Consider the following 12,050-nt stretch of genomic DNA (forward strand, 5'->3'; position numbering starts at 1 on the left):
CCAAGAGGTACTTCGCATGCAAGCCCTTCATAGCGGATCGATTAGCCGATCGATTAGCGAATCGATTATCGACTCGCAGAACGACTACCCCGAATACGCCGCGCCCCTTTCGCTCGACGCGCTGATCGACGAGGTCGAGCGCCGCCGCGATGAATTCGATGCACTCTCGCATGTGCCGCGCGATATGGTCGCCAAGATGAAACGCGCAGGCATTTTTCGCGCGAGTACGCCGAAGCGTTTCGGCGGCGACGCACTGCCGCCGCCGCGCTTTCTCGAGATGCTCGAGCGCATCGCCATTGCCGATGGCTCCACCGCATGGGTCGCCGCGTTCGGCTCGGCAAACACCTATCTCGCGTCATTGCCCGTTGAAACGCAGGCTGAAATTTATGCGTCCGGGCCCGATCAGGTCTTTGCCGGCGGGCTGTATCCGCTGCAAAAAGCCGAGCGCCTGGAAGGCGGTTACCGCGTGTCCGGGCAATGGCGCTTCGCGAGCGGTTGCAAGGGCGCGGATTGGATCGGCGTCGGCATCGGCGGCGCTCCCGCCGGCGCAGACGATAAAAACGCGGGTAAGCCGTTCACCGCGGTCTTTCCCGCGAGCGAAGTCGAAATCGTCGAGAACTGGAACGTGGTCGGCATGCAGGGCACCGGCAGTCACGACTTGCGCCTGAAGGACAAGTACGTCGACGAGCGATGGACCTTCGTTCGCGGCGGCGTCGCGCTGATCGACGAGCCGTTGTATCGCTACCCTGCCGTCAGCTATCAGGCGCAGGTGCATGCCGCCGTCAACGTCGGCCTCGCGCGCGCGGCGCTCGACCTGCTGGCAGGCATGTCGGGCGTGACGAAGACCACCACGGGCGCGCCGCGTCTCGCCGACCGCGCCTACTATCGCTCCGGCCTCGCGCAAGCGGAAGCGCAGTGGCGCAGCGCCCGCGCGTTTTTCTTCGACACCGCGGAAGCATCGTGGCGCACCGTGCTCGCAGGCGACCCCGTGCTGCCCGCGGAAGCGAACCTGCTACGCCTCTCAGCGACGCACGCGGCGCATACGTGTGCCGACATCGTGATGCAGGCGTACAAGATGGCGGGCGTTGGCGCGATCTACCGGGAGAGCCGCATGCAACGGCTCGTGCGCGATTCGATCGTCGTGACGCAGCACGCGTTCCTCGGCGAAGGAACCTACGACGCATCGGGAGCCGTCTTCGTCGGCATTCCGCCTGTGACGCCGTATCCCTGAGCCGTGAGAGGAGCGATGGCCATGACGCACGACGAACAACGCACGCAGTTCCGCAACGCGATGGCGAGCCTCGCGGCGGCGGTCAACGTGATCACCACCGACGGTCCGCACGGCAGATGCGGCATCACGGCAAGCGCGGTCTGCTCGGTGACGGACTCGCCGCCGACCATGCTCATCTGCATCAATCAGTCGAGTTATGTGCACGACGTGCTGCACGGCAACGGCCGCGTATGCATCAACGTGTTGGGCGCGCAAGGCCAGGAGCCGGCGCGCGTGTTCGCGGGCATGACCGGTTGCTCGATGCAAGCGCGCTTCGATCAATGCGCGTGGCACGCGGGCCGCCTTGCGGTCCCCGTGCTCGACGATGCAATCGCCACGCTGGAAGGCACGATCATCGACAGCAAAACGATGGGCTCGCACTCCGTGATCTTCGTGCGGATCGAGCATATCGATCTGTGCGGCGAAGGCAACGGCCTCGTCTACTTCGGCAGACGATTCCACCTGCTCACAGGCGAGGCGGCATGACGATGCAAGTTTGCCTTTTCGTGATCGGCGCGCCGCGCATGCAGCCGCTGCTTGACGGCGCCGCGCTGCAACGGGCGGCGGAAGGCATCGAAGGTCTGAGCAGGCTCATCGTTCACGAACCGCTGGCGCAGCACGTCGACCCGCGCATCGCGGCCTCGAGCGATGCGCCGTCGTCCGTACTTCAGTGGTACTTCGACGATCTTGCGCCGCTCGAAACCGCCTGCGCGGAAGACGGCGCGATTCATCGCGCGTTGCAGGCTGCGGCGAGTCACGCGTTGAGCCGGCAATCGTTCGCGCAGCAGGTCATGGCGGTGCGCACGCATAAAGCCTCTGCGCGATCCAAACCGCAACGCTGCACCTATCTGGTCGCCTACGAAGGCATCGCCGACAACTTCAACGCGTGGCTTTCGCATTACCTGGAGCATCACCCGCCATTGATGCTGCAACTGCCGGCGCTGCGTGAGCTGGAAATCTACACGCGCATCGACAGCAGAAGCGGCTTGCCCTTTGCACAAGCCAACGCGATGCAGCGCAACAAGGTCGTATTCGACGATGCCTCCGCACTCGCGATCGCGCTTGCCTCTCCGGTCCGCGACGCGATGCGCCGCGACTTCCACGCGCTGCCGCCTTTCACGGGCGCGACGCCGCATTTTGCAATGCGCAGCAACTACGGTAATCTCGGGACACACTGACCGGCGTCGCGAGATGCGCGTTGCCCCCTTTGTCCGCGAGCGAAGCGCATGACCAAGCCGCATGTCGGCATCGCCGATCTGAACCTGCTGCGCGTTTTCCTTGCGATCTGGGATCTGCGCAGCCTCACTGCCGCCGGTGATCGCCTGGGTTTGACGCAGCCGGCCGTGAGCCACGCGCTGCGTCGTCTGCGAAATCTTTTCGAAGACCCGCTGTTTCTGCGCACGCCCGGCGGCATGGTGCCCACCGATGCCGCCTACCGCCTTTATCCGCCGCTCGCCCAGGCGTTCGCGATCATCAACGACGCGGTGCAGCAGCTCGCGAAGTTCGACCCCGCCACGGCGCAGCGCGTGTTTCGCGTGTCGATGTCCGACATGTCGGAGTTTTATTTTCTGCCGCCGCTCGTCTCGATGCTGGATCGCGAGGCGCGCGGCATTCGCATCGAAGTGGCGAATATCCCTGTTCAATCGGTGAGCGCCGCGATGCGCGCCGGCGAGATCGACCTGGCGCTCGGCTATGTGCCCGGACTCGACGCAGGCTGCGTGAGCCAGACGCTGTTCGTCGACGAACATGTGTGCGTGGTGCGCGCGGGTCATCCACTGCGTAAGACGAAGCCCACACGCGAAGACCTCGCCGCGCTGCGCTACGTGTATGCGACCACCAACGCGACCGGCCACCGCATGGTCGAGCAGTGGCTCGACGAACTCGACGTCAAGCGCGAGGTCGTCGTGCGACTGCCGCATTTCGTCGTCGCGCCGGAGATCGTGATGAACACCGACCTCGCCGTGATCTTTCCGAAGAGCATCGCGCGCCGGTTCAATCGCGGCAAGGCGTTCCGCGTGCTGCCGTTGCCGTTCTCCTTGCCGCCGATCGAAATCAAGGTGCATTCGCATACGCAGTCCGCGTCCGACCCCGGCATTGCCTGGCTGCGGGACGCGCTGTTCGCGATGTTCCATCAGCCGCAAGCCTGACGCGCGGGGCCCGCCCGGACTATTTGCCGCGCTGATATTCCCCGCCCTTTTCGGCCGATTTGACGCAGTTATCCGGCGCTTTGAAACTGTCCGCTATGCGAAGCCCGAGAGGCGCGCGCCACCTACCTACCCAGCGAGCAGACATGTCCACGGTTCAATCCTCCTCGGCAGCCGAACGTATTCCAGCGACGCCGGATCGCGCACTCAGACGTATCGTCGTCGCGTCCGTCGCGGGCAATGCAATGGAGTGGTATGACTTTTTCGTCTACGGCACGGCCGCGGCGCTCGTGTTCGGGCAACTGTTCTTTCCGGCCAACGCGGACCCGCTGGTCGGAACGCTCGGCGCTTTCGCGGCGTTTGCGATGGGCTTTGTCGCGCGGCCGCTAGGCGGCGTCGTGTTCGGACATATCGGCGACCGCTACGGACGTCGCGCGTCGCTGGTCTGGACGCTGCTCATCATGGGCGTCGCGACGTTCGGAATCGGCCTGTTGCCGACCTACGATCACGTCGGCCTATGGGCGCCCGCCGCGCTTGTCGGCCTGCGTCTGCTGCAAGGCATTGCGTCGGGCGGCGAGTGGGGCGGCGGCGTGCTGATGATCAGCGAAAGCGCACCGCCCGAGAAACGCGGCTACTACGCGGCGTGGAGCCAACTGGGCGTGGGCGGCGGCTTCGTACTTTCGTCGGCGGCATTTCTCGGCGTTCAAGCGTTGCCGCACGATCAGTTCATTTCGTGGGGCTGGCGTCTGCCGTTTCTCGCGAGCATCGCCATCTTCGCGATTGGTGTCTACATCCGCCACAACCTGCCGGAGAGCCACGATTTCGAGGAAGCGAACAAGGCGGGCAAGACCGCGCACATGCCGGTGATCGAGGTCATCAAGCGTCACCCGAAAGAGATTCTCATGGCGATGGGCTTGCGCGTCGCGGAGAACGGCGGTGCCTATATCTTTCTCGCGTTCTCATTGGTCTACGGAAAGTTTGCCGGTATCTCCAACTCGATCATGCTCACCGGTGTGATGCTCGCGATGATCATCGAGATGTTTGCGATGCTTCTGTGGGGCAAACTCTCCGACCGCATTGGACGCAAGCCCGTCTACATGATCGGCGCGGTGTCGCTCGTGGTCATGGCGTTCCCGTTCTTCTGGCTGCTCGACACGCATTCGACACCGCTGATCTGGCTCGCGCTGGTGCTCGGAACGGCCGTCTGCCACGGCGCGATGATCGGCACGCTGCCCGCGCTGGTCGGCGAATTGTTCAGCACGGAAGTGCGCTATTCAGGCGTTGCACTCGGACATGAGGTCGCGTCGATTTTCGCGGGCGGGCTGTCGCCGCTCATCGCGACGGCGCTGCTCGTGCGGTATCACGCTTACTGGCCCGTCGCGTTATTCCTCATCGGCCTAGGTCTCGTCACCGTCGTGACGCTCAGGTTCACGCATGAGACGCGGCGCTAACCTCGACTCATCGTTTTTGAAATTGTCATCGGAAAGCATCATGCAAGCTCAAGCCCTCAAGGTCCGCGTCGACGCCCTGTCTGAAGAAGCGCACGGCGTGCGCTCGTTCAAAATCTCGCGCCTCGACGGCATGGACTTCGAACGCTTCGAACCGGGCGCGCATATCGACGTCACGAGTCCCTCGGGAATCACGCGGCAATATTCGTTATGCGGCGATCCCGAATGCGTATCGTCCCAGGTTTTCGCGGTTAAAAAAGAAGAGCAGTCGCGCGGCGGATCGCGCTCGCTGCATGAGGAAGTGAGTATCGGCACAGAACTGCAAGTCGGTGCGCCGCGCAATCTGTTCCAACTGAACGACGGCGCCAGCGAGCATATCCTGATCGGCGCGGGCATCGGCATTACGCCGTTGCTCTCGATGGCCTATCGCCTCGCTGCACGCGGCGCGCGCTTCACGCTGCACTACTTCGCGCGTAGCGAGGCACATGCCGCCTTCATGACGCTGCTCACGCGCGCGCCGTTCGACTCCCATGTGAGATTGCACTTCGGTGTGCGGCGCGACGCGCTTGCCGCTGAACTCGACATCTGCGTGAGCGAAGCGGGCGCCGACGCGCATGTCTACACATGCGGTCCCGCGCCGTTCATGGACCTCGTGGTCGACACCGCGCAAAAGCGCTTGCCCGCCGATGCCATTCATCTCGAACGGTTCAAGGCCGAGCCCGCAAACGAAACGGGAACCTCGCTCGCGAGCTTCCAGGTACAACTGGCGAGCACGGGTCAGACCGTGAAGGTGGACGAAAAAACATCCATCGTCGATGCCCTCGCGACCATCGGCATTGAAGTAGACACATCATGCGGCGAGGGCGTGTGCGGCACTTGCATGGTCGACGTAATAAGCGGCGAACCGGAGCATCGAGATCATTGCCTGAGCAAGGCGGAACGCGCGAGCAACAGCGTGATCTGCTGCTGTGTATCGCGCTCGCGTACGCCGGTGCTGGTGCTCGACTTGTAGCTCTGCGACCTGTACTTCTCACATCTTCGTGAAGCCGGCGAGGATGTCGGTGATGAGACCTCGCATCCAGACAATGCCTTCGTCGTCGTTGAAATGCTCGTGCCAGTGCATCGTGACGGCCGCTTTCGGCACATGCACCGGCAACGCGTAAATGCGGAAAGCGTCGCCGCGATTCAGGATATGCGCGAGCCGCTCCGGCAACGTCGCCAGCAAATCCGTTGCAGCGAGCACGCCAGGCACCGCCACGAAATGCGGCAGCACGAGCGCGACATTGCGCCCGACGCCTTGCGAACGCAGCGCATCGTCGAGCGCATGATGACTGTGTTCGAGCGAATTGATCTGCACATGCGATGCGGTCAGGAACTGCTCGAGCTTCAACTCATTTCCGCGCGGCAAATCCGGCCGGTTGCGCGTCATGCAGACATACGATTCCTCGAACAGCAACCCATGCTTCGTGCGCGGCAACAACAGCGGCAGATTGCCAATGGCGAAGTCGAGGCGGCTGGAACGCAACGCCTCTTCCATCTCTTCCACGCGCATCGGCTCGACCACCAGCTTGACGCGCGGCGCGGCTTTCTGGAGCGCGGCACATAGCGCCGGAAGATACGCCATTTCGCCTGCATCCGATAGTGACAGACGAAACGTGCGCGTGCTCGTCGCCGGATCGAAACGCTCGGCGTATCGCAGCGCCTGCCGCACGGTATCCAGCGCACGTCCCACGATGTCCGCGAGTTCCAGCGCAACGGGCGTCGGTTGCATCCCGGCTCTCGTGCGAATGAAAAGCGGGTCGTCGAAAAGCGTGCGCAGTCGTCCGAGCGAGTAGCTGACTGCGGGCTGCGACAGCGCAAGCCGCTCGCCCGCTTTCGTCAGACTGCGTTCCTCCACGATGGCCTGGAAAACGCGCAGCAGATTCAAATCGATGTGGTCGATGGAGGTCATGGGGACTCGCGTTAAATCGGCCGCGTTTATCGGGCGACCTGTTTTTAATCGATTTGACGCATGATCTTCGCAAAGCGAGACTGATGTCAACGAGACGATGCGCTCACGTCGCAGTGCCTCTCCCTTCTCAGCCACTCAACCTCCCCACGATCACGATGAGTACGCCGACCTATCAAACCATCGACACCAGCGCGCTCGCGAAGCGCGCGGAAGCCGACCGCATCGCGCCTTCGCTTTACTACGATCCGCAACTGTTCGAAGAAGAACTTGAGCGCATTTTCTACAAGACGTGGGTGTGGGTCGCGCATGACAGCGAGTTGCCAAAGCCAGGCGACTTCGTGACGACGACGATCGGCCGGCAGCCGGTCATCGTCGTACGCGATAAGACGGGCGCGGTGAATGTGCTGCAGAACCGTTGCCGTCATCGCGGCGCGACCGTGTGCGAAGAGCACAAGGGCAATGCAAAAGGCTTTACGTGCCCGTATCACAGCTGGTCGTATGCGCTCGACGGCACACTGCGCGCGCTGCCCTATGGCGACGGCTACGAAGGCGTCTGCGAGAAAGGCGATCTGCCGCTCAAGAAGCTGCGCGTCGGCGTGTACCAGGGTTTGATTTTCGCGAGCTTCAACGAAAACATCGAATCGCTGGAAGACTTCCTCGGCGGTGCAAAACCGTGGATCGACCTTTTCATGAAGCAAGGCGCCGGCTATCCGATCAAGGCCAACGGCGAGCACAAGTTCAAGTTCAAGGGCAACTGGAAGATTCAGCTCGAGAACACGACCGACCTGTATCACTTCCCCGTCGTGCACAAGTCGTGGATGAAGTCGATCGACGACGAAACCGCCGCCGCCATCACCAGCTTCATGACGAGCGAAGACGCGTTTTGCCGCTCGCTCGGCAATGGCCATAGCCTCGCGGTGCTGGTGCCCGAGATCGTCGATCTGGATAAGGACGACGGCGCGCCGTTGCCCGAGCGCTTTAACGAACTCGCCGCGCAACTCGCGCACAAGCACACGCCCGAAGAAGTGCGCCGCATTGTGCGATCGCTGATGGGCGTCGGCTTCAATCTGAATCTGTTCCCGAACCTCGCGTTGTCGATGGCTTTCTTCCGCGTGCTGCGCCCGATCTCCGCGGAAGAAACGGAGATTCGTCACGTCGCGCTCGCGATGGACGGCGGCCCCGAAGAAGCGAACCGCGTGCGGCTTCGCATACACGAGCACTTTCAGGGGCCGTTTGGCTTCGGCAGTCCCGACGACGCGGAAGCATGGGAACGCGTGCAGCGCGGCTCGTACGCGGGCCCTGACGTACCCATTCTCGTGAACCGTGGCCTCAACCGCGAAACGACCGCGCCGAACGGCGAGAAGACTGCGCACGCAACCGACGAAACCGGCATGCGCGAAGCCTACCGCCAATGGCGCGCAATGATGGAGCAAGCATGATGGACGAGCGCAACGCACTTTTCTCGCACCAGACGTTTGCACGCGCGATCGAGTTTATCTGGCGCGAAGCCGAGCTTCTCGACCGGCGCGACTATCACGCGTGGTTGCAGATGTGGGACCCGAAAGGCGTTTATGTCGTGCCGATCGATCCCGATACGACCGACTACGCATCCACGCTCAACTATGCATTCGACGACCAGCACATGCGCGAATTGCGCGTGCAACGCATGACGTCGGGCTACTCGGCATCCGCATCCGATGCCGCCCGCACGGTCCGCACGGTATCGCGCTTCACGCGGTCGTCGGAGAGTGCGGACCTCGTTGAAGTGAAGTCTTCGCAGATCATCATCGCGTACAAGCGTGGCGTGTCGACGATCTTCGCGGCCGATCTCACGCACAAGATCAGCATGGCCGACGGCGAGCCGCGTCTCGTCGAGAAAGTCATCCGCCTGATCAATTCGACGGAAGCGCTGAACGCGATCGGCTTCCTGCTTTGATGTTCAATCGCGCATCGGCACATGCATGCGCCGATGCGCTTTCGCCTTTTCATCATGCCGACACTCGAAGTTTATTTGCCGCAAGGTCACAGCGACGACCGAAAGGCATCGCTCATTCATGGCCTCACGCAGGCTACCGTCGATGCCATCGGCGCGCCCGCCGAGTCGGTGCGGATTCTATTGTCGGAGTTGCCGCTGTCCAATATCGGGCTGGGCGGCAAGCTCACGCCAGCCGCGTTGCCGGTGATCGTCGCGATACTGATCGCGGGCCGCACCGACGCGCAGAAGGAAGCGCTGATCGCACAGCTTTGTGAAACCAGCGCCGCTGTGCTTGACGTGCCGTTGCAATCCACACGCGTGATGATCAAAGACATTCCGAATACGGATTTTGGTCTTGGCGGTAAAACCGCTCGCGCTTTGGGCCGATAGCGACGCGATGCACGCGCGCGGCTCACCAACCCGCTGTCACTTCAAAGGACACGATGACCGACACCCGAGAACTACCGTTGCGCGTGCTGTTTTGCTGCGGCGTCACGCAGAATTTTTTCGACCTGCCGCGCGACGAAATCGGTGAAGTATGGCAAGCCTACAGCACCATGCTCGCCGCGATTGAAGCCATGGACAACGTACGCGTGCTCGGCGTGATGGACGACGACAGGCTGGTCGTCGGCAACGCTGACGGCGCGCCGTGGACCTTCTACATCATGGCCGATGTTGCCGACTTCGACACCGCCGTTGCGGTCTGCAATCTGTATCGCACGACGCCTGTCGGCCGATACAACCTCTGGCGCTACGGCAAGATCGAAGCGCGTGTAGGTCGCCCACTGACCGCGCCGCCTGTCTCCGCCAGCAAAGATATATGACGCGATGATCGACATCACTCTCGAACGACTGCAGGCGCGCCTGCACGCACTCGAAGCGCAAAACGCCGTGCGCAACACCATCGCGCGGTATATGGCACTGTGCGATGTACCGGCACGCGCGCTCGAACACGAATCACTCGCGGCACTATTCACCGATGACGCCGTGTGGGAAGGCATCGGCCCGCAGTATGCGAACAAGTTCGGCCGCTTGCAGGGACCGGCGGACATCGTCGCGATGTTGCAACGCTATCTGCCGCCCACGCCGCACTTCGCGACCAACGTTCATTTTCTGACGAGCGAGCATATCGAAGTAGACGGCGATACAGCCAAAGGCCGCTGGGTCATGTTGCAGGCTTCCGGCTATGTCGGTGCCAACGCCGAGCTCATCTCGGCACGCCTGGAAGTGGATTTCACGCCGTCGCCGCGCGACAACGATAACTGGCTGATTCGCCACTTCCGCACCGAGCGTCTCTTCAGTGCGCCTTGGCACGTCAACCCCGTTCAAGGAGCGTGCGCATGAGCGCTTTCCTGCAACAGTTCGATCTCATCGCGCAACCGCGCGCGAATGCGCCCACGATCGCGATCAAGGACAGCATCGACATTGCCGGCTACTCAACAACCGCTGCAAGCCGCGCGCTCGCCGATACGCCGCCCGCCTCGCGTCACGCGGAAGTTGTGCAGCGCCTGCTCGATGCAGGCTGGCGCATCACGGGCAAAACGAACATGCACGAGCTGGCGTTCGGCATGACCGGCATTAACGACTTCAGCGGCACGCCGCGCAATCCGCAAGACGCGGCGCGCATTCCGGGCGGCTCGTCGAGCGGTTCGGCATCGGCCGTTGGACTCGGGCTCGTCGATGCCGCGCTTGGAACGGATACGGGCGGGTCGGTGCGCGGTCCCGCTGCATGCTGCGGCGTGACCGGACTCAAGCCGACGTTCGGGCGGGTGTCGCGCGAAGGCGTGTCGCCGCGGGTTACAACGCTCGACTGCGTCGGTCCCTTCGCGCGCGACATGAAGACGACTATCGACGTGATGCTCGCCATCGACCCATCGTTTGAAGTCGACCGTGCGCGCCGCGACGCAAGAACCGCGCGTATCGCCATGCTCGATGTCGAAGCCGATGGCGAAATCAGTCGCGCCATCGCGGCCGCCGTGACACGCAGCGAACTTGGCTCGCATGACGTGCGGCTGCCATCCATGCGCGATGCGTTCGCGGCAGGTCTTGCGGTCATCAACGCGGAGACATGGCGCGCGTTCGGTCATCTCGTCGACGGCGGCAAGCTCGGCGCGGATATCGAAGCGCGCCTGCGCGCCGCGGCGAACACCAAAGCGGCTGATCTGGATTCGGCCGAACGTATCCGCCACATCTTCACCGATGAGGTCGACCGCGCGCTCGAGCAAGCCGACGTGCTTATCCTCCCGACAATGCCCGCGCTGCCGATCACGGTCGAAGCGGCGCGTGCCGGCACGTCGGTGATCGGCATGTCGTCGCTTATCCGGCCTTTCAATCTCAGCGGACATCCGGCGCTCACGTTGCCGGTTCCGATCGTCGGGTCGTCGCTTAAAGCGGGATTGCAGGTCGTGGGTCGCACGGGCGAAGATGAAACGGTGTGCGCGGTTGCGGCACATATCGAAGCCATGTTGATGCGCTGAGCGCGTCGAACGCACATTGAGGAGCCGCGCTTATGTCCAGTAGAGTCGTGCTCGTTACAGGCGCTGCGAGAGGATTGGGCGCAGCGCTCGCGCGCCGCTTTCTCGATGCCGGGTATCGGGTCGCGTTAGGCGACATTGCCGTCGACGCCGCTCAAGCGCTCGCCCGCGAACTGAGCAGCGATGGATCGCGTGCGTTTGCGATCAGGCTCGACGTCACATCGAAGGCGGACTTTGAGGCCGCACGCGATGCGATGCTCGAGCGCTGGGGCGCGATCGATGCGCTCGTGAACAACGCGGGTGCATCGAAAATCGTTCCGGTCATGGACATTACGGCCGAGCAGTTCGATCAGGTCATCGACGTGAATCTGCGCAGCGTGCTGTTCGGCTGCCAGGTTTTCGGACAGCACTTCGCGACAAAGGGCGCAGGGCGCATCGTGAATATCGCTTCGCTCGCGGGACAAAACGGCGGCTCGGCGACCGGCGCGCATTACGCCGCGGCAAAAGGCGGCGCTCTCACGCTCACGAAAGTTTTCGCTCGCGATCTCGGCCCGCTTGGCGTGACTGTCAATGCTATCTCGCCGGGTCCGCTCGATCTGGCCATCGTCCATGAAACCGTACCGGCGGAGAAGCTGGGGAAGATCATCGCAGGCATTCCGGTGGGGCGCCTCGGCTCTGCAACTCATATCGCGGACGTCGCCGTGTTGCTCGCATCGCCAGATGCCTATTTCACCAACGGTGCTTGCTGGGACATCAACGGCGGGCTTTTCATGCGTTAAGCGTTGAGC

General features: G+C 62.8%; 14 protein-coding genes. 13 read left to right on the forward strand and 1 reads right to left on the reverse strand.

The window, feature by feature from the left end; translation table 11 throughout:
- Nucleotides 1–16: 16 nt before the first annotated feature.
- From CUJ91_RS29485 to CUJ91_RS29510, 6 genes are all read left to right on the forward strand, one after another.
- Nucleotides 17–1,231: an acyl-CoA dehydrogenase family protein gene (locus tag CUJ91_RS29485; protein ID WP_107707147.1), complete on the forward strand. Its 1,215-nt coding sequence runs from the start codon at nucleotides 17–19 to the stop codon at nucleotides 1,229–1,231.
- A 21-nt stretch (nucleotides 1,232–1,252) separates the two neighbouring features.
- On the forward strand, nucleotides 1,253–1,756 hold the full coding sequence (gene hpaC / locus CUJ91_RS29490; protein WP_114157803.1) for a 4-hydroxyphenylacetate 3-monooxygenase, reductase component: 504 nt from the start codon (nucleotides 1,253–1,255) through the stop codon (nucleotides 1,754–1,756).
- A 2-nt stretch (nucleotides 1,757–1,758) separates the two neighbouring features.
- On the forward strand, nucleotides 1,759–2,448 hold the full coding sequence (locus CUJ91_RS29495) for an ethyl tert-butyl ether degradation protein EthD (RefSeq protein WP_114158102.1): 690 nt from the start codon (nucleotides 1,759–1,761) through the stop codon (nucleotides 2,446–2,448).
- A 48-nt stretch (nucleotides 2,449–2,496) separates the two neighbouring features.
- The gene (locus CUJ91_RS29500) at nucleotides 2,497–3,417 is read left to right on the forward strand and encodes a LysR family transcriptional regulator (RefSeq protein WP_029967122.1); all 921 of its coding nucleotides are present in this window, start codon (nucleotides 2,497–2,499) and stop codon (nucleotides 3,415–3,417) included.
- Between the two features lie 143 nt (nucleotides 3,418–3,560).
- Entirely contained in the window at nucleotides 3,561–4,865 is a 1,305-nt protein-coding gene (locus CUJ91_RS29505) for an MFS transporter (protein ID WP_114157804.1), read from the forward strand.
- 40 nt (nucleotides 4,866–4,905) lie between these two features.
- The gene (locus CUJ91_RS29510; RefSeq protein ID WP_114158103.1) at nucleotides 4,906–5,874 is read left to right on the forward strand and encodes a PDR/VanB family oxidoreductase; all 969 of its coding nucleotides are present in this window, start codon (nucleotides 4,906–4,908) and stop codon (nucleotides 5,872–5,874) included.
- A gap of 18 nt (nucleotides 5,875–5,892) precedes the next feature.
- Here CUJ91_RS29510 and CUJ91_RS29515 read toward each other — a convergent pair whose 3' ends face one another.
- Nucleotides 5,893–6,813, reverse strand: a complete 921-nt coding sequence (locus CUJ91_RS29515; protein WP_006047304.1) for a LysR family transcriptional regulator — start codon at nucleotides 6,811–6,813, stop codon at nucleotides 5,893–5,895.
- 155 nt (nucleotides 6,814–6,968) lie between these two features.
- Here CUJ91_RS29515 and CUJ91_RS29520 point away from each other — a divergent pair, with 155 nt between their 5' ends.
- From CUJ91_RS29520 to CUJ91_RS29550, 7 genes are read left to right on the forward strand one after another with little or no spacing between them, the layout of a single operon-like run.
- Complete coding sequence (locus CUJ91_RS29520) at nucleotides 6,969–8,252, forward strand: aromatic ring-hydroxylating oxygenase subunit alpha (RefSeq protein ID WP_029967125.1); 1,284 nt, start codon at nucleotides 6,969–6,971, stop codon at nucleotides 8,250–8,252.
- The gene (locus tag CUJ91_RS29525) at nucleotides 8,249–8,749 is read left to right on the forward strand and encodes an aromatic-ring-hydroxylating dioxygenase subunit beta (RefSeq protein WP_029967127.1); all 501 of its coding nucleotides are present in this window, start codon (nucleotides 8,249–8,251) and stop codon (nucleotides 8,747–8,749) included. Before CUJ91_RS29520 ends, CUJ91_RS29525 begins: the two co-directional genes overlap by 4 nt.
- A gap of 54 nt (nucleotides 8,750–8,803) precedes the next feature.
- On the forward strand, nucleotides 8,804–9,178 hold the full coding sequence (locus CUJ91_RS29530; protein ID WP_029967129.1) for a tautomerase family protein: 375 nt from the start codon (nucleotides 8,804–8,806) through the stop codon (nucleotides 9,176–9,178).
- A gap of 53 nt (nucleotides 9,179–9,231) precedes the next feature.
- Nucleotides 9,232–9,612 carry a hypothetical protein gene (locus CUJ91_RS29535; RefSeq protein WP_114157805.1) on the forward strand — a complete coding sequence of 127 codons (381 nt, stop codon included), beginning with the start codon at nucleotides 9,232–9,234 and terminating at the stop codon, nucleotides 9,610–9,612.
- A 4-nt stretch (nucleotides 9,613–9,616) separates the two neighbouring features.
- A complete protein-coding gene (locus CUJ91_RS29540) occupies nucleotides 9,617–10,132 on the forward strand; it encodes a nuclear transport factor 2 family protein (protein WP_029967133.1) in 516 nt (171 codons plus the stop codon).
- A complete protein-coding gene (locus CUJ91_RS29545) occupies nucleotides 10,129–11,265 on the forward strand; it encodes an amidase (RefSeq protein WP_114157806.1) in 1,137 nt (378 codons plus the stop codon). The genes CUJ91_RS29540 and CUJ91_RS29545 overlap by 4 nt, the downstream gene beginning before the upstream one ends.
- 32 nt (nucleotides 11,266–11,297) lie before the next feature.
- Nucleotides 11,298–12,041: an SDR family NAD(P)-dependent oxidoreductase gene (locus CUJ91_RS29550; RefSeq protein ID WP_114157807.1), complete on the forward strand. Its 744-nt coding sequence runs from the start codon at nucleotides 11,298–11,300 to the stop codon at nucleotides 12,039–12,041.
- Nucleotides 12,042–12,050: the final 9 nt, after the last annotated feature.

Origin of the sequence: Paraburkholderia graminis, from assembly GCF_003330785.1 — a bacterium.
GTDB lineage: Bacteria > Pseudomonadota > Gammaproteobacteria > Burkholderiales > Burkholderiaceae > Paraburkholderia > Paraburkholderia graminis.